This is a genomic window from Bartonella sp. MF74HXZ (assembly GCF_042194445.1).
Taxonomy (GTDB): Bacteria; Pseudomonadota; Alphaproteobacteria; order Rhizobiales; family Rhizobiaceae; genus Bartonella; species Bartonella grahamii.
The window spans coordinates 143,972-167,456 of sequence record NZ_JBHIMW010000002.1 but is presented as its reverse complement, the minus strand read 5'-3'; the positions used below and the strand labels follow the sequence as shown (position 1 = coordinate 167,456).

Genomic DNA, 23,485 nt, shown 5'->3' with positions numbered 1-23,485 from the left:
AAGGAAAGTAAGCACTGCCTTGATACATTAAGTATTTTTAAAGTGCGTGGTGAATATTCGGAGCAGGGTTGATTTGTATAATCTTTAGTTAAATTTTGTATAATCTTTAGTTAAATGAAGCGCATGAGTGGATAGCCCCGAGGAATTAGTCGAGAGAAGCAGGATTGTCTAGACGTCAACGCTAATAGGAATCCTTTTCCTTTGAGGGTGGGGATAAGGTCAATTAAGCTTTTACAATAATGATGCTATTTATTTTGTTTATTTTTGCATATGCGTAATGTTCCAAAATTAGTTATGCATTTTTGTGTTAGACTAACAAAGGTTTTACTTATTTTATCCATAAATCAATTTTCAATTCTAATGCTGCCGTATATTTAAAACAAAGGTTACGAGCTCTCTAAGCAGCTCAAACTTTTGTATGTTAGATTGAGGAGAAAATACTGTGTATATTAGACTGTGTATATTAGTTTGTGTCATCTTTAAAATGTGGAAAATATAAAGGCGTAAATGTAAAAGCACGTTTCCACTATCGTTCTTTATATTCAGTTTTACAACTTTTAAAAACGTCTACGGCGATGTTTTTAAATAATGAGGGTGATGACGCATTGTCTTACGCTTTTGTTTTTCTCATTCCTATAATGGAGGTTACGTCCCTCATTTAAAACAAAACACCATTGCGCTGTTATTCACGCGCTTCTTTAAGAAAGATCTCTCAATGTTCCTAAACTCATTTTACAACGATGTTTGAATAGTATAACGCAAAACACCCTGTGAATACTACAAGATTCATGTCCCTCATTTTGCCCATATTGACAATAAGGCGCAAACCAGCATCATCATTTTATTTTCCGGTTCTTAAATGTTGATGCAACCTTAATGTTGAGAAAACCCTCGGCATTTGAAGGGTATTTTTACTCTTTTCTTTAATAGTATCTATATGCTCCCTCTGGTTGTGATACGCAAGAAAATGGTTTTGATGTTTTCAATATAAATAGATTTGAAATAACGTTTTTTATTCAACATATAAATTATCATTATAAATCAATATATTAATATTTTAAGATACGCGGGATATTTTGATAAAATAGAGTGTGCCACTAAAGTATGTACAGCTTATTTCTTATATTTAAAAAATCAAATCGCCTTTCTCTAAAATTACATTTTTATATATTCATTTTGGAAAATTAACACCAAAAGCTTAGGCATTTTCAATGGTTTTTAAAAATAGCAAGAATTTTATTTATTAAACGCCAGATATTTTGGTGAAGAGCATTAGATAATAATCGAGAAGAGTTGCATCTTAGTTTTGAAAAATGGGGGAGAGATTTTGAAAATAAAAAAATCTATATATGTAAAACATCTTCAATTGTGTTTACGGTACTTTTTATTCAATAATCCATACAATATTTTTATTCGTACTTTATTTGTAACAGGGGGAATTCTATTTTCCTCTTACGCGGGAGCTGAAAGGTTACCTTCTTTTTTTGATTCGCATGAACATTTGGTACAACCAGATACAACGGATATCCTTCGTTTGCGTTTTGTAACAACTTTTGATTTTCCTCCTTTTAATTTCCTTGATCAAACGGGACATCTTGCAGGTTATAATATCGATTTATTGCGCGCTATTTGCTCAAAATTAAAATTAGAAAAGCTTTGTGAAGTAGAAGTAATTCCTTGGAAAGAGCTTGTAGAACATGTTAAAAATGGTGGAGCAGAAGTCATTATTGCGGGTTTAAAAGAAACAAGTAAAACCCGGCAAGATCTTGTTTTTACAAAGTCATATTTGCGCTTTCCAGCGCGATTTGTTGCTTCTCGACTTTTAAATCTCGATGAGCCAATAAGCGATCAATTGGTACATTTAACCAGTGGTGTTTTGTCTAAAAGTATTCACGAAAAGCTCTTTCATCATTATTTTCCTAAAGCAAAATGGCAAGGATTTAAAAAGAGAGAAGAACTCTATAAAGCATTACAAGAGCGTAAAATTGACCTTATTTTTGATGATGGATTTTCTTTATCGTTATGGTTTAAAAAACAAAAATCTGTTGATTGCTGTCATTTTGTTGGGGGGGCATATATGGCGCCACAGTTATTGGGACAAGGAATGCAGCTTGCTGTTGCAAAAAAGAATGAAAAATTGGTTGATATACTCAATTATGCGCTGAAATCTCTAGAAGAGGATGGTAAACTTACAGAACTTTATTTGCGGTATTTTCCAATAAGTTTTTATTGATGTATAGTTTTTTAATTAAGAGCTGTTAGTCTTTCTGTGCCTAGTCGATAGGAAATAGCTTCTGCGAGATGATAGCGTGAAAGATTATCTGATTCGTCAAGATCAGCAATTGTGCGTGCAACTTTGAGAATGCGATGATAAGCGCGTGCAGAGAGGTGCATTTTTTCACTTACATCTCGTAAGAGTATGGTCGCACTTTTATCAGGAATGGCAATCTGTTCTATAATTTTGGCAGGGCAATCGCCATTGGTGCGAATATGATCAAACCCCATTGTTGCAAAACGTTTAGCTTGAATGGTACGGCATCGTGCGACGCGTTTGGCAACATCGCAGCTTTTTTCTGATTGTTCTGGTTGCATAAGGTCCATAGCTGTCAAAGCAGGGACATCGATCCGTAAATCAATTCGGTCAAGCAGAGGACCAGAAATGCGGGACTGATAATCGATTTGACAGCGTATTCCTTTAGCGCAAACATGGTCTTTTTCGCCTGCCATACCACAACGGCAAGGATTCATTGCGGCAATGAGTTGAAAGCGAGCAGGATAGCTAATATGGTGATTAGCGCGGGCAATAACCGATTCCCCACTTTCTAAGGGTTGACGAAGAGAATCAAGAACCTGCGGAGAAAATTCAGGCAATTCATCAAGGAATAACACACCATTATGGGCAAGGGAGACCTCTCCCGGTCGTCCTTTAAGTCCCCCACCAATCATTGCAGCCATGGAAGCAGAATGATGTGGGGAACGAAAGGGGCAATGAAGTGAAATGGTATTATGAACCGTTTCTCCTGTAATAGAAGCAATCAGAGAGACATCTAAAAGCTCACGGCTATCAAGAGGTGGCAAAATGGAAGGTAAGCGTTGCGCTAACATAGATTTCCCAGCACCAGGAGGTCCTACAAACAAAAGGTTATGGCGTCCAGCAGCACAAACTTCTAAGGCACGTTTGGCTGTTTTCTGTCCTTTGATTTCGCAAAGATCTGGAAGTTCAGTTTCGATAGTATATTGGCGCGGTTGTGGACGTTTTTGAATTTGGGTTCCTTTGAAATGGTTGACTATAGTGAGCAGAGTCTCTGGGGCAAGAATATTTATTTCTGCATTTGCCCAAGCAGCTTCAGGTCCACATTGGAAGGGACAAATCAGTCCTTTATCGAGTGATAAAGCTGTCATGGCAGCTGGTAAAACACCATTAACAGCGGTAAGTGAACCATCCAGTGATAATTCTCCCAAAATGATATAGTCTTGTGCTACTTCAGGAGGGAGGATTCCCATAGCAAGCATTAAGCCTACGGCGATTGGCAAATCATAATGCGAGCCCTCTTTAGGCAAATCAGCTGGTGCAAGATTAATCGTAATCCGTTTAGTAGGCATAGAAAGTCCACAAGCGTGAAGGGCTGCTTGCACACGTTCACGGCTTTCTGCAACTGCCTTATCAGCTAATCCAACAATAGCCATTCCTATTTTACCAGACGAAATCATAACCTGTACATCGACAGGGACTGCTTCTAGACCGCGAAAAGCAACAGTTGTAACACGTGCGATCATTTATTTATTTTCCCCCCTTCAGACTTTGTAGAGACAATCATATCTATGCATAAAAATCAAGAAGCATCTCTATGGTTTTTTTTATAGAGAGATCTACATACATAGGCAGTTTTTTAGCGTTCTCATGGAAAGTCATTTGTACAAATTTAACCATGATAGTATGGGACGCAATAAAACATTTATAATAAGCTAAATAAATATGTTAAGAAAAAAGAATGAGGCTGTTCGTGTTATACAACAGTGCAAAATTTTATGAAAATATAAGGGGAGGGTGACGTTATGTATCGCAGAGTGTTATTTGATGTGATAAAACGTGTAAAATGTGCAAAGTAATCACATTTACCTTTCTTATTTTTATATTATTTAAAGTATAGTAGATGCAAAGTGTATTATAAGGTATCTGATTTTATGGTATACCAGGCAAGAATTTTGTTAAAATCAGGGACTGTGCGCTGTGTATTTATAGGCTTGTGTTTCGCTTTTGCTTTTCCACAGCCACTTGCTGCATTTGATTTTTTCGGCATACCTTTTTTTGGTCAAAAGAAAACAAATTCTCCTTCAAATTATGCCAAAAGTACAGAGAGATTTTATAAAGTTGATGTTGTTGCACCGCCAGGCGCGCCATTAGAAGGTATAAAAATAGTTAAATCTGTTTCTTCTCTTGTTGCTGATAAAGAGAAAGCATCCGCCAGTTCTTCTGGTTTGCTAGCCAAGGCGCGTTCAGATTATCGAGCAATTCTTTCTGCTCTTTATGCTGATGGACGCTACGGTGGTGTTATTAGTATTAAAATTAATGGCTTAGAAGTCGCTGATTTAAGTCCGGTAACTCAACTTCCAGCACAATCCAATATTGTTATTACAATTAATGCCGGTCCACAATATGTTTTTAGTATTGCAGATATTGATAAAGTAGCTCCGTTTGAAAAACGTAAAGCGCATAAAATGCCCACAATTGAAGAATTGGGCTATAAAGTTGGGGCTATTGCTAAATCTGAAACCATTTTGAAAGCAGAAAAATGGGCGATAGAAGGATGGCGTCAACAAGGTTATGCTAAAGCTAAAATTATGAAAAGTGAGGTCGTGGCTGATCATGCTGCGTTGCGTGTTGAAGGACGGATTGTTGTTGATCTTGGACAAAAGGCTCATTATGGTCCTTTAAGTGTGCGTAATATAAGTAATAAACCACGTGTAGATTCAGCTTATATCGCATGGATGACCGGATTGAAGCAAGGTCAGAAATACGATTCCGATGCGTTAGCGAAGGCAAATGAACGTCTTGCGCGCCTTGGTGTTTTTCGCGCTATCAATATACGTGAGGCTGATACCATTAATCCAGATGGCAGTTTACCGCTTTCACTTGTTGTACAAGAACGTAAACCGCGTCGTTTTGGTATAGGCGGTAGCTATTCAACATTAGATGGTGCTGGTTTTGAAGCTTATTGGATGCATAACAATCTTTTTGGTCATGCAGAGGTTCTTAAAATTGAAACAAAGATAGGTGGTGTTGGTAGCAATAAAAAGCAATCGTATAATTTTAAAAATTTTGATTATCTTTTCGGTGGCACGTTTATAAAGCCTGGTGTACTCACGCCAGATACAGATCTCAGGTCAGAATTAAAAATACAACAAGATGTTCTAGAAAATTATACGACAAAAGCCATCAAAGGAAGATTAGGGATTACGCATATTTTCAATGGTAATCTATCGGGACAGGCTGCTGTAGAAGTTTCAAATGGTTATTCACGTGATATTTATTTTGGGAGCCGTAATTTTACAACAATAGGTTTCCCTAGCGGTTTGATTTACGATAGTCGTAATAATAAGCTTAATGCAACAAAAGGTTTATATGGTGAAGTTTTCATTGAGCCTTTTTATGAGATGCGTTTTAGCAACTTTGTTGCAAAAGTAACAGCAGAAGGTCGTTCTTATTGGGCGTTGGATGAAGGGGATCGTTTTGTTTTTGCTACGCGGGCAAAGCTTGGTACAATTCTTGGGAATGATACAGCACAAATCCCCGCGAATACGCTTTTTTTTGCTGGTGGTGGGGGCTCTGTTCGTGGTTATGCTTACCGTAATATTGGTATCAAAACAGAAAATGATGCGGTTGTTGGTGGACGGGCAGTTGTTGAGGGATCGGCAGAATTGCGTGTTTCTTTAAATGATAAAATAGGGTTTGTCGGTTTTCTTGATGGAGGTTTAGTAGGGGAAAAGGCGAATTTTGATTTTTCTCAAAAAATTAAATGGGGAGCCGGTATAGGAGGTCGTTATATGACGGGTCTTGGTCCTTTACGCGTTGATTTAGCCTTTCCTTTAAAGAGAGAGAAGGGTGATCCTCGCATTGGTTTTTATGTGGGTATAGGGCAAGCATTTTAATGAAAAAAGGTGTACATTTATCAGCTTTCTTCTTTGTATTTTTGTTTTTTGGGGTGGGTGGTTTTGTTTTTGCGCAAAGAGGAGATACTCTTCCCTCTAGCGAAATGAAAACAGATGATCGCTCATGGTTTGTTTCTTTAATTGAACGAAAGCTTTCAGCACCCAATCGTCAAGTTCGTTTACACAATATGCAGGGGACACTGTCTTCTCAAATATCAATTGATGCTATTACTGTCAGTGATAAAAAAGGGGTTTGGCTTAAAATTACCAATGCTAAAATGGATTGGAATCGTCTAGCGTTGCTGAGAGGGCGGATGGATATTAACCAGCTTTCGGCAGAACAGATTACATTTTTACGCAAGCCGCAAGGCAATTCTTCTTTTGTTTCTTCCCTAGAGACGGGTAAGTTCTCTTTACCAAAATTGCCGCTTGCTCTTTCTATCAATACGCTCACAGCTCAACATGTGACATTTGAACAGAATCTTTTTGGTTTTTCTGCTGATATGTCCTTAAAAGGTAATTTCACTTTAGCTAGTGGTAATTTTGATGTCGATATAGCGGCGCATCGTTTAGATGCACCGGGTTCTTTTTCTGTTCTCACCAAGATATCTGATAGTAATCGTACAGCTCAAATTAATATTTCTGCTAACGAACCACAAAATGGTATTTTGGCGAATATTTTTAACATTGAACAACGTCCAGCACTAAATCTCGTCGTGAAAGGTGATGGTACTTTTGATGATTTGGTTATCAAACTTTCTTTAGAGTCCGATCATCATTCTATTTTAGAAGGTAATGTTATTCTTGCAAGTGTTCCAGAAGGACACAGTTTTTCTACGAAACTAGAGGGAACACTGAGCCCTTTAATACCTTCTCAATATCGTAGTCTCTTCGAATCTGATATAACATTAAAAGCAAAGGCAAGAAGAACAAAAGAAGGTGTGACACACCTTGATCAGATGGTTATTCAGAGCAAAGCAATGAATGTTATAGCCAATGCTGAAATAACTGCCGATGGATTTTTGCGGCGGCTTTTTGTTGATGGCAAAATGGCTCTTGATAACGAACAGGAGTCTGTTCATTTACCTGTATCAGAAGTGCCAAAACCTGCCAATACTCTTGCTTTGAACATTGACTATGGTCGCGAAGGGCAACAATCTTGGAATGGGCGGTTGGTTGTAGGCCATTTAAGCAATAAAAATATTTATATTCGCGGTGCAATTTTTGATATGGGAGGAGTAAGCGAAAATCTTGATAATGCAGCTTCTCGTCATGTTGGTGTTCAGGTTAAAGGGACGCTTCAAGGGGTTAAAAAAATTAAGGGAGCGTTAGTAGAAAATTTAAGCCAAGCGGTTCATGTGCATTTAGATACGGATATTATTTCGAATAAACCAATTTTGATTCATGATCTGAGTGTTACGGCTCAGGGTTTTTCTTCTTGGTTAAAAGGGACAATGGAGGGTTTTGTTTTTAAAGGCGATCTCGGTTTAAAAGCTCAAACATTAACTCCTTTGGAAGTGTTCAGTAAACAATCACTTTCTGGTAGTGCAGATATTAAAGCCAAAGGAACGATCAATTTATTGAGTGGCATTTTTGATCTCCAATTATCAGGAATGGCTGACGATATGAAAATAGGCGTGCAGTCTTTTGATCGTTTATTCAAAGGAAACATCACTCTTTCAGGTGGTGCTACTCGAAATACGAAGGGTTTCATTTTTCGTCATTTTAATTTGAAAAATCAATATACAAACATAAAGGCTAATGGTTATTTTTCAGATGAAAGCGCTAAAATGGATCTATCTGCTGAAATATCTGATTTGTCCAAATTAGATCCAAAGATAAGCGGTGCGCTTACGATTGAAAGTACAGCGAGAGGGCGCAATAGCCATATAAAACTAAATACACGTGCCCATATTGCTGAAGCATTAATCGTAGGGAAGAAACTTCAAAACACAACATTTAACATAGATGTACTTGTAGATAATACAGCACCAGTTACTGCTTTAACGGGGAGGGTAAAAGGTGAAGGAATTTTTGCTAAGAAACCTTTGCATTTATCGGCCTCTTTTAAAGATTCTCATAAAATTCGAAAACTTGAAAATATCGATATTAGAGGGGGAAGTGCAAAAATAACGGGTGCTCTTTCTCAACAATTTGGGGGTTTTTTGAAAGGAGCGTTGCATATTGATGCCGATGATATTTCCGTACTTTCAGCGTTATTTTTGCAGGATGGTAGTGGAAAAGTAAAAGGAGATTTTATTTTTGATGAACAAAATGGCAGACAAAAAACCAATGTGAAGGCGCATGTTAGCCATTTGAATTTTTCCAAGAATAAAATCAAAAAATTGGCAATAGATGCTGACATATTCGATCCTTTTGGCATGACACAGTTTGAAGGAGTTATCAATGCAGAACATATTCAAACACCTTTGATAATGGTCAATCGTTTAAATGCTCACGCCGATAGAAATAATGGACAAACGGTTTTTACTGTCCAAGCGATGTTGCATGATACTCTCAATGCACAGCTTTCTGGTCGTTTAATGGTTGAGGAACTTCCAGAAAGTATAAAACGAGAAGTGCAAATTGAAACTGTGGATCTAAAACAACACATTTTTCATGCAACATTGCTGAAACCATCCATAATTGCTTTTGATAAAGATGGAATGACAATCAATGAATTAGGAATTGCAATAAATGGAGGCAACATCATCTTAGCAGGGAATATTCAAGATACCCTGAATTTGCAACTTACAATGAATGCGCTTCCTGCTACTTTAGTCAATCTGTGGAAAGCCGATCTTGGAGCAGCAGGGAGTGTAACAGGGCATGTTATGATTCGTGGTCATTTAAAAAAACCTGATATAACTTACGATATAAAAGGTAAGGGACTGACAACCGTTGCTTTTCAAGATAAAAAAATTATGCCTTTTTCTCTTTCTGCTACGGGAAACACTGTAGATCAAAATCTTACTTTAAATGCAAATTTAACAGGAGAAGGAGTACAAGCACAAGCTCAGGGGCATGTATCTCTAGAGAAAAATAAGCTTGATCTTCATATTAATTTGCAAAATTTATCTGCACGTTTGGCAAATGGTTTTATTGCAGGACAAGCGCTTGACGGGGCAATGATAGGCAAAGTTGATATTGGTGGAACAATGAAGGATCCATCTGCTCATTTTGAGCTTTCTAGTCAAAATTTAACCGCTATGACGCATAAAGGACCAATGTCAATCAATATAAATGCTCGTGGTTCTTATAAAAAATCGACTTTTCATATTGAAAATATGATAGCTACTGGAGATAAAGGATTAGATCTTTCCATCCATGGGCCTGTATCTCTTAATGGTTCAGAGGCAAAATTAAACGTTAAAGGGATAATGCCTCTTGATTTTGTTAATCTCTTATTAGCCAAGCGTGGTGCACATATAACGGGTACAGCAAGAATTGATACAGCTCTTAATGGGGCGTTATCAAAGCCACAATTGGTAGGAAATATTTCTATAGGCGACAGTAGCTTTTTTGATTCACAAACAAATGTAGGGTTGAATAATATAACGCTTGAAGGCAAATTGAACGGTGATCATATCCTTATAGAGAAAGCTTCAGCTTCTTCGTTTGAGGGGGGGAGAATTTCTGCTTCAGGTCGTATCTCTAATGATCTAGAGACAGATTTGATATTTCATCTTGATAATGCCAATTATAATGATGGTTCTATGATTCTGGCAACATTATCAGGTGAGATGACAATGACAGGTCATTTTTTAAATGATCTTGTTCTTGGTGGTGATATCATCGTTGAAAAAGCTGAAGTTTTTGTTCCTGATAATTTTAAAAGTGCCAAGTTTCTTGATGTTAGAAATAAGAATTTAACTAAATCGATTCAAACAACACTTGAACGTGCTGATGTTAAGAACACGGACAAAAGCAAAAGCCGTATAGTTACACAAAAGTCTTCATCTGTCGTGCTATCAAATATGCGTATTACAGCACGCAATCAATTTTTTGTACGCGGAAAAGGGTTAGATGCTGAACTGGGAGGACGCATTAATCTAGCAGGTCCATTGAATGATGTGCATCCAGTTGGTGAATTTAGAATGATTCGTGGACGTTTTGATATTCTTTCACAACGTCTTAATTTTGATCAAGGACAAGCGAGTTTTAGCGGTAATCTTAATCCTACGGTTTATTTTGTAACCAACAATAACAGTGGTGATATTCAAGTCACTGTAACTGTAAGTGGGACGATTGATAATCTTGATATTAATTTTTCTTCACAACCGAATTTGCCTCAGGATGAGATTTTGGCGCGTTTGATTTTTAATCGCTCTCTTAATGAATTATCACCATTTCAGATTGCTCAACTTGCAGCAGCAGCGGCTGATCTTGCAGGTGCTTCTAATACATCTTTGTTGAATACTTTACGAACTAAAATTGGGCTTGATGATCTTGATGTTATCGTTAATGAGAAAGGTAATACAGGCTTACGTATTGGACGCTACATACACAATAATATTTATTTGGGCTTTGAAGCAGGGTCCGATGGAACGACGAAAGGGACAATTAATTTAGATATTTCGCGTCATCTCAAAGCTAAAGGTGCCATAGGAAATGAACAAAATTCTAGTATTGGTCTCTTTTATGAAAGAGATTATTAAAGATTTAATTTAAAAAACAAATTCTTCATTTTTTGTCTCTCATTTCTAAATCTGAGGAAGGAGACATAGACTAGAAATCCTATAAAAGAAGAAGATTTTTTGAGGCGTGAAGAAATATATCTGAAATATTCGATTTTTGTTTATTGTGTTTTTGAATGAGATCACTTTTCTTATAATGAATAGCCCCCCAAACAAAACACTCCAAAATATAACACTATTGTGTTGCAAATTCATGTGCTTGTTTTAAAGAAACATTTCTCAGTGTGCGCTTGAGCCTATTTCATAAGATTGCTTGTGAAATGATATAAAGTACCTCTTATGAATGGTATAAAATCCATACTACCATTGTTAATAAAGGTATAAGTATTTATTAAAGATATAAGCCGGCATTATCATTCTATTTTCCAGCTTCTCATGTTGCCGACAATCTTTTCACTTGAAAATGTAGAGGTATTTTTATTGCTTATCTTAAGAGTTTTTATGCATACACCAATATCTCTTATGACGTACAACAAGTGCTTTTGATTAATTCATCATAAATATAAAGAAAATTCACAATAAGCAAATTACATCTTATCTTTTATTTAAGATGTAAAGTAATAAATTATAATTATAAATCAAAGTATTAAAATGCAGGTCAAAAGATATTTTTTGTAAAAATGTTTATCAGAGTTATATGTCATATTTTTCTATTTAGGCGGTTAAAAGAAAGAGGAATGTCATTTTACTTTTCATCTGTTTTTTGCATATTGAAATCATAGCCTTATATAAGCACTAACGTTGTGCATTTATAAACTCTTCAAGAAGTTAAGGTATTGGAGGAATATCACTTTAGTTTCGGATGTAGAAAAAACAGCAAAGCTTGCTTTAAAGCAAGCTACAACAGTAAAAAAGTTTTATAATAAATCTTCTCTTATTTTTTCAATGTTTTTCTTTTATGCTGAGTGTATCTATAATTTGCAGCATAATTTATAATTGTCAGCCTATCCTGTTGTACCATAAAAGACCGACATTTGAGGTGCGGTGATATAAGGCATGTAAGTCTTTTTGACAAAGTATTTTGAAAGCACGTGGTGAATATTTAGGGTAAGCCTTGTATAAGTGAATCACATAAGTTGTTATCAAGTGGAACGAACTCAATAAAAATCTGGATTGTTTACAGATCAGATTGGGTAGAATCTTTGTCCTTTAAGATGTGTGGAGAAAAAATTGTCAGTGCAGGGATAAACACGGATAAAGGTTGTATTAATCCAGATTCATCATCATAATCTGGGGCAATTTTTTCAAACTTTGATGCTCTCTCTTTTAGGATTCGCAACATTTATGAATGTTTCAATACTTATTTGAGGAAGGGAAGGGGTTTTTGAAGTTTCATTGTTAAAGTCAATTGTATTCAACAAAATAGCGAGTAAAGTTTTCATCTAAATCCAAGAAGCTTATTTCCAATAAACCATAAATTCTTTGCCAATTCTTGATTGCAGTAATACTTTTTCTGGTAACAAACCTTTTTTATAAATGGAGCATTACCTTCTATCCATTTTTATTTCAAATCTTATTTAAGGATCTAGAAATTAGGAGGTATGTTTTTAAACTGGATATTATGAAGTTTTTTATAAAACCCATGTTCTTTTGCTAGCAATTCTTTCTGAGTACCTTGTTCAATCAGTTGTCCATTTTGTATGACCACAATTTTATGAGCACGAGCAATCGTTGAAAGGCGATGAGCAATAATGATCGTTGTGCGTCCTTTGGTAAGGTGTTGAATGGCTTCATTAATTTGTGCTTCGGTGTGTGAATCAAGCGCACTCGTTGCTTCATCAAGAATCAGAATTTCGCTATCGTGAATCATTGCTCTAGCGATAGCGAGCCGTTGTTTTTGCCCCCCTGAAAGGTTACAGCCATTATCACCTATCTGTGTATCATAACCATTTGGCAAACTCATAATAAAGTCATGAGCATTTGCTGCTTTTGCTGCTTCGATAATTTCGTCATCACTAGCCCCTTCTTTTCCAAGTCCGATATTATATTTAACAGTTCCTTGAAAGAGAAAAGTATCCTGTCCTACATAGGCCATCAGGTTTCTCAGAGAGCGAAATGTTGTGTAGCGAATATCTTGATCATTAATCAATATGCGTCCTTTTGTGGGGTCATAGAGGCGCATAATAAGGTTGATAAGGGTTGACTTTCCCGAACCGGATGGTCCCACCAATGCTGTCATTTTTCCGGCTTCTATTTCTAGGTTGATATCTTTCAATATCATTTTGTTATTAGTGTATGCAAAAGAAACATGTTCGAAACGAATAGTTCCCTGCGTTTTACTCAGATCTTTAGCTTCTTTATGTTCTATAACTGTAAGGGGACAATCGAGTATTTCAAACATCGTACGGATATTGACCAAGCCAGATTCAATTTTGACACGTACATTTGCTAGCCTTTTTGCGGGTTCATACGCTAAAAGTAAAGCAACAATAAAGGACATAAATTCACCTTGAACACCTGCGCGTTGGGTTGCAAGATAACCGGAGAAACAAATAATACCTGCAATGGCAACACCCGTGAGTGTTTCCATAATCGGATTGGTAATAGCTTCGAGTGTTGCAATATTGTTTGTTTGTTTTTCAACATCACAAATGGCTTTGTCCATTCGTTTTTTCATGACTTCTTCTAGTGAAAAGGCCTTTATGATTCGAATACCAACAGCCGTTTCCTGTACGATTTTGATAATTTCACCAAGTGAAAGGAGCTCTTTTTCCATCAGGCGGCGAACGCGTTTTAAAGCCATTCGAACGCCTAAAAAAGCTAGTGGTCCTACGATTAAAGTAATGGAGATTAACACAAAGTTTTGAATGAACATGACAAGCAACAGACCACTAACGGAAAGCAAATCACGTACAAAAGTTGTGATAATAGTATCAATTATATTACGTACAGCTGTCGCATTATGAGTTACACGAACAAGAAGATCAGATGAAGTGTTATTATGATAAAAAGAAACTCCTTGTTCCATAAGTCGTGCAAAAATTTTACGCTGTTGTTCAGCAATGATACTATTGCCTGCTTTATTTAGAAAATAAGTTTGGGAAAAAGTTGCGACTCCTTTGAGAATAAAGATAAAAGCAATGAAGCTAGAAATCAAAACAATCATAGGAAAATTTTGTGCATCAATAATCTGATTAACAACATCACGCATAATCCATGCACTGGTTGCCGTGGTACAAGAAATGATGATCATTGAGAAAATAGCTGCACTGTACCAACGCATATGTTTACGAAAATTTTCTCGCAAAAGGCGGATAATAAGATGTTTATCAAAAGAGGAAATTTGTTTTTTAGCCATGAAGTGCTTCCATATTCTCTCATTATTTTATGCAAGATTGAAACATTCTTAATTAAAAAGCCTCTTAATCTTTTTTACAAAAATAGCCTTTTCTTTCAAGGTTCATCATATCAATTTCACGACGGCGAGAGTGAAAAATGTAGTGCAAAGTTTCTGTGAAAGGTATAACGAAAATTCGTTGTTCATCATTATTTTTAATTTTCAATAAAAGGCAACGGCGAATTTCACCATCGTATTTACCAATTTCCATATTGTGATAGCCTTTGGCACTTGAAATAGCTCACAAAAAACATTTCTGCTTTTTTAATAATTTTTTATGTATCATCTCCGTTTGTGATGTGTAAGCAAACAATTTTGCCGCATTGCATGATAAGAGAGCTTGAAATAAGAAGACCTTACGATGTTTGAGCTTTCTCATTTAATATGCAAAATAATGAATTCTTCTTATAAATCGATAAAGCATTATTAAACTCTTAAAAGGATTTATACACATTTATAAAACCTTAAAAGCACCACAAAAACTCCATGTGGTGCTTCTAAATAATACTATACGCATCATTTTGGTGAGTTGCACGCTGATGAGTTGCATGCAAATATTATTCCAATGCAAAACTATTTAGGTGCTATCACCATCATCATTTGCCGGCCTTCAAGTTTTGGCTCCAATTCGATTTTGGCAATTTCACTTGTATCTTCTTTCACACGCTGAAGAAGCTTTAATCCAAGATCTTGGTGAGCCATCTCACGACCACGAAAACGCAAAGTAATTTTTACTTTATCACCGTGATCAATAAAGCGATGAACAGCCTTGAGTTTGACTCCATAATCATGGACATCAACATTTGGGCGCATCTTAATCTCTTTGATTTCGATGACTTTTTGCTTCTTACGTGTTTCAGCAGCTTTTTTTTGGGTTTGATACTTTAATTTGCCCAAATCGATGATTTTACATACGGGTGGCTCCGCATTTGGTACAATTTCAACCAAATCAAGCCCTGCATCTGCAGCCATAGCAAGAGCTTCTTGTATCGCAACAACCCCCTGATGTTGTCCCTCATCATTGATAAGCTGAACATGAGGTACTCGGATATCCTGATTTGAACGTGGTCCGTCTTTTTGGGTAGGTGTCATTTTAAACGGTTTACGAATGGTTTATGCTCCTTAATTTTGATTCAACTACAGTTAATTTAATATACAATTATGCGCCTAAAAACAACTATAATTCGCGCCTTTTTCATTATTTGATTTATTACTTTTTGGAATGATTTAGATTATAAAAGTTTTTTTCTTAATTTAAAGAAATTGTTTTATGGAGGATAAAGAATTATGGATCAAAATATTCCTTGTCAGTTTTTTTCGTTTGAGAACACTGCACTTGCAGTACGCTATCGCAAAGGGCGCCAATCTCCAGGTTTGGTTTGGCTTCATGGCTATCTATCCGATATGTCAGGGGATAAGGCGATGTTGGTTGATAGTTTTGCTCAGAAGAATGATTTGTCTTGTTTACGTTTTGATTACTCTGGACATGGAGAATCAGGTGGTGATTTTTTTCAAGGAACGATTTCACGCTGGGTTAAAGAAAGTTTAGCGGTTTTTGAAACTTATTGTGAGGGTCCACAAATTTTGATTGGCACCTCTATGGGTGGGTGGATTGCGCTCAAGCTTGCTATGATGCTAGCACAGAAAAATAAGAAGCTTGCTGGCATGGTCTTGATTGCGCCAGCTCCTGATTTTACACAAACATTGATAGAATCAGGGTTGGGTCGAAAGGGGTGGAAAATTTTAGAAGAAACAGATCATATTGAACGATCTGCGATTAGTTATACGGAGCCGGTTCCCTTTACAAAAGTATTTATTGAAGATGGCAGAGACAACTGCGTTATGAAGGGATGTATAGATGTTGGATGTCCAATCCATATTCTACAAGGGATGGAAGATGTGGAGATACCCTATCAGCATACTATGACTTTACTTGATCATTTGCCTCTCCATGATGTAACATTGACACTCGTTCGTGATGCTGATCATCGCTTTTCTCGTCCGCAAGATTTGGATTGCCTCGAAACGGTATTGAGGTCATTGATTGACCGGATTAATGCGGGAGAAGGGTCAAATTCATTGATGATGAAGATATAATGTATGAGCATTTCTAAACAGCATTTTATTTTTTCTGATCGCTCTGTACCTGTACAGGTGCGGGAAAATAAGTGCGCACGCCGTCTTACCTTACGTATTGATGCGAGCGGACAGAGGATTTGTGTAACAACACCACCAGCGATAAGTCTCTGTATGATTCAAAGTTTTATTGAAAAGCATCGGTCTTGGATTGAGGCACGTCTTGCTCGTGTACAAATATCTCATGAAAATGCTTATCTCAAAGAGGGGGCAACGATTCCTTTATTGGGTGTTTGCCATTCCATAAAGCATAGAGAAGGACGTGGGGTGACGGAAATTATTGCAGGAGATGCAGAACAAGAACCTCAAATTATCGTTTATGGTCAATTAGAATACCTCCCAAGACGCATTGCTGACGTTTTGAAAAAACAAGCAGCACGTGTTATAACACCTTTGGTGGCACATTATGCCCATAAAGTAGAGCGTAAAGTCAAATCAATTTGTTATAAAGATACGAGAAGTCGTTGGGGGTCTTGTTCAATAGATAAGCGTCTTTCTTTTTCTTGGCGCCTTGTTATGGCACCAAAAGAAGTTGTGGAATATGTTGTTGCTCATGAGGTTGCTCATCTTGTTGAAATGAATCACGGTCCAAGATTTTGGGCTCTTTGTGAAGAACTGTGTCCTGATAGTAAAACGTATCGTGCTTGGTTGAAGGAAAATGCTCATAGATTGCAAGCAATTAATTTTGATTCATATAATTTAAAGGCGTAAAAAACTTTCCAATGAAGGCAATATTTAACGGAACTTTTTGTTGAGTGTTTTGTTGTGTGTGTACTTGCTCATGCATAATGAGGAAGCCATTGAAGCTCTCAGCACGATTGTTCTCCCCTGCTTGGTTTGCTGAGTGTCTTCAATGTTTTTTCTTTATCTTTTTTGTAATTCAGCGTAAAAACTTTAAGTTCCGATGACTTATAAAAAATGGGAAGGGGAGCTTATGCCTGTTCTTACAGATCCGCTTCAGCTATTACAGAGACTTATCCGTTGTCCTTCTGTTACACCTCATGAAGCAGGGGCTTTATCAACTTTGGAACAATTTTTGAAAAAAATGGGATTTCATGTTGAGCGCCCTATTTTTACGGATAAAAATACAGATAATGTTGAAAATCTTTATGCAAAAATGGGAAATGAAGGACCCCATCTTATGTTTGCAGGTCATACAGATGTCGTACCACCAGGCGCATTGGATGAATGGACCTATTCACCTTTTGAAGCTGTCATAGATCAGGGGAAATTATATGGGCGGGGTGCTGTTGATATGAAGGGCGGAATCGCTTGTTTTATTGCGGCGCTAGCGCGAGTTCTTGAGAAACGGTCTATTAAAGGAATGGTAAGTTTTTTGATTACCGGTGATGAAGAGGGACCTGCTGTTAATGGTACCGTCAAACTTCTCAAATGGGCAGAAAAAAAAGGCGAAAAATGGACTGCAGCTCTTGTAGGGGAACCAACAAGTGTAAAAACTGTTGGGGATGTCATCAAAATTGGTCGCCGCGGATCGATTTCTGGTATCATTACCGTGAGAGGTCGCCAAGGTCATGTTGCTTTTCCAGAGCGGGCTGCTAATCCCTTGCCTTTAGCAAGTAAGCTTATTCAAGCATTGACACAAACTGCTTTAGATAAAGGGACAGAGGATTTTCAACCCAGTAACTTAGAGCTAACAAGCATCGATACCGGTAATTTAGCGGTCAATGTTATCCCAGCGCAGACAACAGTTCATTTTAATATACGCTACAATGATCTTTGGACAAAAGAAACACTGATGGAGGAAATTAAAAAGCGTCTTTCTTTGGTGCAATCAAAAAACAATGATGATAAATCTCCCTCTTATCAGCTTGAATGGATTCCAAGTTTAGGGGATGTTTTTTTGACCAAAAATGATAAACTCATTCAAACTTTATCCAATGCTATTAAAAGTGTAACAGGGAATATACCAGAATGTTCCACTTCTGGTGGTACTTCAGATGCGCGATTTATTAAGGATTATTGCCCAGTGGTTGAATTTGGCTTACCAGGGCAAACGATGCATATGGTAGATGAGTGTGTAGCCCTTGATGCAATGGAAACGCTCACTACTATTTATGAGCGTTTTATTGTTGATTTTTTTGCATGAAGAAATGATTGCTGGTTCAAAAATACCTTTATCTTGTTGTGCCATAAGATATTGCCATTTGAGGTGTGGTAATATGAAATGCGTAAGACTTAATATATTAAGTGGGTTTAGAATAAGTGATGAATATTCTTAAGTTGTGATTTTTGTCTGTAGAGTCTTTAGTTAAGTGAATTACATAACTGGAAAGCCAAGAGGGACCTGCTTTAAGAAGCAGAACTGTTTACAGACCATATTGGATTAAAAATATTCGTTCTTTAAGTGTAGAAAGGAAGTCAACGCGCAATCATATAGGGAAAACAATGAATATTATATCACAATTGTGTGATGACAGGTTGAAGCCATAAAGACATACAAAAACATGCTGCTATTGTAAAAAGTTCGTACAACATAAATGCGCTCATTCACAGCTCATGTCTTCATATAGTTTCTGCACTCTCATAAAAGGTACTTCTTGTTTCAATTAGCCTCTCTTAGAGTAAAGCCCATATAAATGCGCTTTAAGTTTGTTTTATTTCATATATTTTCCCCTTCTTTTTTGTCCCTAAAAACTTCCATTACAAAGTCATTACGAGATAGAAGGTGAGCTTATTTAATCAGCTTTAATATTGGTTATGATAAAGATACACAGAAATTCTTTTGTAGCAGCACGTTGACTTCTTTAGCCAAGGATTGTCCTAGTATTATTCTCAATTTTTTAATAAAATAACCTTAAAGGACGCGTACAGATACTCATAAGCATGTACGCATACAAGTAAGATCATATGGGATTAATATCGTTTCGCTCGCTAACAAAGCAATTTCGATTCATATCTGGTATATTTGCCATTTGAGTGCATTATTTGTTTAATAAAGCTCATGATTTTGCTGTGATCTATAAATCAATACCGATCATACAGCCGCGTATCTCAAATAAATATTGGTTCAGTATTTTTTGCGACAACAGCTTTTATATGCCAGAATAGGATAAAAGTATTGTGTATATCTATTTTTTGTAATCTCTGAAACAGACATACAACCACAACCTGATTGAGGGAAAATATAAAGGTGAAAATCAGTGTGCTTTTTTACTCTCCTTTTTTATTCGGTTTTACGGTTTTCAAACTTATCTAGAGTAATATCTTTTTAAATAATTAGAGATTGATACATGGTTTCATGCTCATTTCTCTGGTTCTTTAAATGGTGCCACGATTTCATAAAGAACAATATATTATCGTATTATGCATTCACATACTTGTTTTAAAGAAATTTTCTCAATGTTTGTCACATTCGTGCCACTACGATGCTTATGAATAGTGTAATATAAAATTTTCCGTGAAGTGTATAAAGTCTACAGTGCTTCACTATCTTTACGTTTATGAAAAAAAGTTAGACCACCACACACTTTCTAGCTCAAAATATTGCGATAGCTTTTAGCACTTAAGAGTGTTCATAAGAGTTCTTTTTACTTCTTTTTATAGCTTTTATCCATACACTTCTCTACTTTTAAGGTGTAAGCAAATGGTGGTAACTAATTTACTGTAAATAGTTTTGAAATGAGAGTATCTCACGATACTCTAATCTCGCCTTTTCTATGAAAAATGATGATTATGATTAAAATAAGTATGTTGTTATAAAAACTTTAGTTTGCGAGTTGGCTGATGATGTGATCAAGAACAATACGTCCTTTGGTTGTCGCTTTTAAGCGTTGGTTATCCACCATTTCTATCAATTCTTGGTGTTGTAAATCGATCAGTTTTTCCATTGGGATGCGTTTAGGGCTTAAGGTTTCATAGCGTATAAGTTCTAAGCCTTCGCTAAGGCGTAATCCCATAAGGAGCATTTCATTTGCCTGTTGTTCAGTGGTTAAATGTTCCGTTTCAATACAGCCATGTCCTGTTGTTTCTACCAAATTAAGCCACTGTTCGGGATGCTTTTCATTTATTGTGACATAACGTTCGCGGTTTTCAAGGTGTGATGACAATGTTTTTGAACAGGCAGAGGAATGATTCGGTGCGTGCTCAATGAAACGTCCATGTGCTCCTGGACCAAAGCCTGCATATTGGTGATAACGCCAGTAAAGAAGATTGTGTGCTGATTCAGCACCGGGTATTGCATGGTTTGAGATTTCATAGGCAGGAAGTCCATGCAGTGCTGTTATTTCTTGGGTAAGATTATACAGATCTGCTGCTAGCTCTGATGGGGGAAGGATAAGTCTTCCTGCATCATGAAGTCGTTTAAAGGCAGTTCCTTCTTCGATTGTCAATTGATAAAGAGAAAGATGGTCCGCTGCCAAATCAATTGCTTGTACGAGTTCAGATTTCCATTGTTCAAGGGTTTGTTTGGGGCGGGCATAAATGAGATCAAAGGATAAACGTGGAAAAATTTGCCGTGCTAAATCAATGGCACAAAGAGCTTGTTCCACATTATGGAGTCGGCCAAGTTTGCGCAATGCTTTATCATTGAGCGCTTGTATTCCTAGAGATAAGCGATTAACACCTGCCGCACGGTATCCACGAAAGCGTTCTGCCTCCACACTGGATGGATTAGCTTCTAATGTAATTTCAACTTTATCATCAACTACCCATTTTTTTGCAAGTGTTTGCAATAGGGCATCGACAGTTTGCGGCTCCATAAGAGAAGGAGTTCCTCCACCAATAAAAATACTTGTAATATGGCGTGGGCCTATTTTGTGGTATTGCGTTTCTATTTCGCGCTTAAAGGCGGTGACAAAACGTGGTTGATCAACACCATGGATGCGAACATGCGAATTAAAGTCACAATAAGGACATTTAGCTGCACAAAAGGGCCAATGAATGTAAATGCCAAAAGGTTCATTCATGAGAATGCTAAAAGGTTTTCTGCCAAAAGTTTGAAAGCACGTGCGCGATGTGAAAGAGGGGGAATATCATTACATTTCCAGTTGTGTTTTTGCTCTGTTGACATTTCTCCAAAGGTATTTTCATATCCATCTGGTAAAAAAATAGGATCAAAACCAAAGCCTTTGTCTCCCCGTGGAGGCCAAATGAATGTTCCTTCAACGCATCCGCGGAAGTAATCTGCATGAGCATCAGGCCATGCAATGCAAATGACGGATATAAAACGGCATTTTCGTTGGCTTTTTTCTTGCGCTCCGACTTTTTGGAGTTCATTTTCTATTTTTTTCATAGCTTTTGGAAAATTACGTGTGCCATCGGCTTGAATTGCCCAATCAGCGGTATAAACGCCTGGCGCACCCTCCAATGCATCTACCTCTAAGCCTGAATCATCAGAAAGGGCAGGAAGTCCTGTCTTTTTCGCTGCTGAAAAAGCCTTAATATAAGCATTTTCTTCAAATGTTTTTCCCGTTTCTTTTGGTTCTGGCAAGCCCAGTTCTTTTGCCGATTGTATTATTAAACCGAAAGGCGTAATTAAAGTAGTGATTTCATGCAATTTGCCGGTGTTATGTGTAGCAATGACAAGTTTTTTATCTGCTATGCTTCTCATATAGATTTCTCCAAAAATGAAAGGGGAACTATTTTTGTGCTAAAAACCAGCTTAAATACTCATATACACACATTCTGCTTAATTTTACATGATATGATTATTTTACACGTTTTATGATATTTTATTCCAATAAAATTTTTTATCTTGTATAAAGATAACCTTGCAAAGATATGAAGGACATGTCTTTTTTATAATAGCATTTTTATGGTAAATTTCCAATTTCCGGCTTGCTCTAAAGGGTGAAATTTTTTATTTACAACGGCTTTTAAACAATCCAGATTCTCTTGGCAAGTCTCTACAGTAGACTACTTTGTAGATCAACTCTTAATCTTAAATATTTTTCACACACTCTAACAAAAAATACCTCTTGCGTAATGTATCAATCATCACTCTGAAAGCTAGAATTTTACGGTTCAATAGGATAATATGTTCTATACTACTTTAGACTATTTGACCAAACCTTGGCAAAACTTATATAAGAGATGAGGATTTTAAAAGTAGTGAAACAATTGTGATGAAGCACAAAACTATTGATAATGAACTAAAATATCTTGATGAACGTTCGCGTGATATTTTTCGCCATATTGTTGAAGCTTATCTTAATGATGGTGAACCTGTAGGGTCACGCAATCTTTCGCGGCTTTTACGACAGACATTATCACCTGCGACGATTCGCAATGTGATGAGTGATCTTGAACATCTCGGTTTGATTTATGCACCACATGTTTCTGCGGGTCGAATGCCGACACAATCAGGTTTACGCTTTTTTGTAGATGCATTTATGGAAGCGGGTGATTTGCCAAACGAAGAGCGAGAAAATATTGAAATGCAAGTCAAAGAGGCAGGTCATGCACAATCGGTTGAACATTTTCTTGTTCAAGCAAGCCGAGTTCTTTCAGATCTTTCACGTGGGGCAGGGCTTGTTTTAGCAACAAAACAAGAAGGAACATTGAAACATATTGAATTTGTGCGCCTTGATAGGGAGCACGCTCTTGCCGTTTTGGTGACTCAACAAGGTGAAGTTGAAAATCGTATTGTTCATTTGCCAGAAGGGGTTACCCATGCACAATTGACGGAAGCAACGAATTTTCTCAATGCCCATATCCAAGGACGTACATTGAGTGAAGCTAAAGGGGAAATTGCCCGCTTATGCGCAGAAACACGGGCTGCGCTTGATGATTTATCGCATCATCTTGTTGAAACGGGATTAGCTCTTTGGGGAGGAGAAGGTGCTGATCATAAAATACACCTCATTGTTCGCGGGCGTAGCAATTTACTTGAAGATGTGAAAGCAGAAGAAGATTTAGAACGGTTACGCCATTTGTTTGATGATCTTGAAACGCGTGAGAGTATGGCACAGCTTCTCGATTTAACGGATGAAGGTTCTGGGGTTCGAATTTTTATTGGTTCAGAAAATAAGTTATTTTCACTTTCTGGTTCTTCTTTAGTTGTAGCACCTTATCGTGATTCACAACAAAGAGTCATTGGTGCTTTGGGCGTTATTGGTCCTACACGGCTTAATTATGCAAGGATTGTGCCCATGGTTGATTATACAGCTCAACTTGTGTCACAGTTATTGCGTTAAAACGATGCAGG

At 37.0% G+C, this 23,485-nt stretch carries 13 protein-coding genes; 7 read left to right on the top strand and 6 right to left on the bottom strand.

The annotated features are described in order from the left end of the window. Positions 1 to 1,327: 1,327 nt before the first annotated feature. On the top strand, positions 1,328 to 2,233 hold the full coding sequence (locus ACFIJ8_RS02065) for a transporter substrate-binding domain-containing protein (RefSeq protein WP_375627999.1): 906 nt from the start codon (positions 1,328 to 1,330) through the stop codon (positions 2,231 to 2,233). Between the two features lie 11 nt (positions 2,234 to 2,244). Here the strand turns inward: ACFIJ8_RS02065 and ACFIJ8_RS02060 are convergent, their stop codons facing one another. Then, the gene (locus ACFIJ8_RS02060; protein WP_273787517.1) at positions 2,245 to 3,777 is read right to left on the bottom strand and encodes a YifB family Mg chelatase-like AAA ATPase; all 1,533 of its coding nucleotides are present in this window, start codon (positions 3,775 to 3,777) and stop codon (positions 2,245 to 2,247) included. A gap of 408 nt (positions 3,778 to 4,185) precedes the next feature. Here ACFIJ8_RS02060 and ACFIJ8_RS02055 point away from each other — a divergent pair, with 408 nt between their 5' ends. Continuing rightward, entirely contained in the window at positions 4,186 to 6,150 is a 1,965-nt protein-coding gene (locus tag ACFIJ8_RS02055; protein ID WP_375638867.1) for an autotransporter assembly complex family protein, read from the top strand. Continuing rightward, complete coding sequence (locus ACFIJ8_RS02050) at positions 6,150 to 10,808, top strand: translocation/assembly module TamB domain-containing protein (protein WP_375638865.1); 4,659 nt, start codon at positions 6,150 to 6,152, stop codon at positions 10,806 to 10,808. Before ACFIJ8_RS02055 ends, ACFIJ8_RS02050 begins: the two co-directional genes overlap by 1 nt. Positions 10,809 to 12,372: 1,564 nt before the next feature. On the opposite strand, the gene ACFIJ8_RS02045 is transcribed toward ACFIJ8_RS02050, so the two are convergent. The 3 genes from ACFIJ8_RS02045 to infC all read right to left on the bottom strand — a co-directional run bounded on the left by ACFIJ8_RS02045 (position 12,373) and on the right by infC (position 15,276). Beyond that, positions 12,373 to 14,145 carry an ABC transporter ATP-binding protein gene (locus tag ACFIJ8_RS02045; protein WP_012754474.1) on the bottom strand — a complete coding sequence of 591 codons (1,773 nt, stop codon included), beginning with the start codon at positions 14,143 to 14,145 and terminating at the stop codon, positions 12,373 to 12,375. A gap of 64 nt (positions 14,146 to 14,209) precedes the next feature. Then, positions 14,210 to 14,395 carry a hypothetical protein gene (locus ACFIJ8_RS02040; protein WP_273787514.1) on the bottom strand — a complete coding sequence of 62 codons (186 nt, stop codon included), beginning with the start codon at positions 14,393 to 14,395 and terminating at the stop codon, positions 14,210 to 14,212. A gap of 362 nt (positions 14,396 to 14,757) precedes the next feature. After that, positions 14,758 to 15,276 (bottom strand): translation initiation factor IF-3, encoded by a 519-nt coding sequence (gene infC / locus ACFIJ8_RS02035; RefSeq protein WP_026500140.1) that lies wholly within the window; start codon positions 15,274 to 15,276, stop codon positions 14,758 to 14,760. Positions 15,277 to 15,471: 195 nt separating this feature from the next. On the opposite strand from infC, the gene ACFIJ8_RS02030 reads away from it, so the two are divergent. From ACFIJ8_RS02030 to dapE, 3 genes are all read left to right on the top strand, one after another. Continuing rightward, positions 15,472 to 16,281, top strand: coding sequence for a carboxylesterase (locus tag ACFIJ8_RS02030; RefSeq protein WP_273787513.1), 810 nt, complete (start codon positions 15,472 to 15,474; stop codon positions 16,279 to 16,281). 3 nt (positions 16,282 to 16,284) lie between these two features. Next, positions 16,285 to 17,031 carry a M48 family metallopeptidase gene (locus tag ACFIJ8_RS02025; protein ID WP_273787512.1) on the top strand — a complete coding sequence of 249 codons (747 nt, stop codon included), beginning with the start codon at positions 16,285 to 16,287 and terminating at the stop codon, positions 17,029 to 17,031. Positions 17,032 to 17,254: 223 nt separating this feature from the next. After that, positions 17,255 to 18,427, top strand: a complete 1,173-nt coding sequence (gene dapE, locus ACFIJ8_RS02020; RefSeq protein ID WP_375627991.1) for a succinyl-diaminopimelate desuccinylase — start codon at positions 17,255 to 17,257, stop codon at positions 18,425 to 18,427. A 1,618-nt stretch (positions 18,428 to 20,045) separates the two neighbouring features. On the opposite strand, the gene hemW is transcribed toward dapE, so the two are convergent. Next, positions 20,046 to 21,245: a radical SAM family heme chaperone HemW gene (gene hemW, locus ACFIJ8_RS02015; RefSeq protein ID WP_375627989.1), complete on the bottom strand. Its 1,200-nt coding sequence runs from the start codon at positions 21,243 to 21,245 to the stop codon at positions 20,046 to 20,048. Then, entirely contained in the window at positions 21,242 to 21,889 is a 648-nt protein-coding gene (gene rdgB, locus ACFIJ8_RS02010; RefSeq protein ID WP_375627987.1) for an RdgB/HAM1 family non-canonical purine NTP pyrophosphatase, read from the bottom strand. The genes hemW and rdgB overlap by 4 nt, the downstream gene beginning before the upstream one ends. Positions 21,890 to 22,403: 514 nt before the next feature. Here rdgB and hrcA point away from each other — a divergent pair. Further along, a complete protein-coding gene (gene hrcA / locus ACFIJ8_RS02005; protein WP_273787508.1) occupies positions 22,404 to 23,474 on the top strand; it encodes a heat-inducible transcriptional repressor HrcA in 1,071 nt (356 codons plus the stop codon). The last annotated feature ends 11 nt before the right edge of the window (positions 23,475 to 23,485 follow it).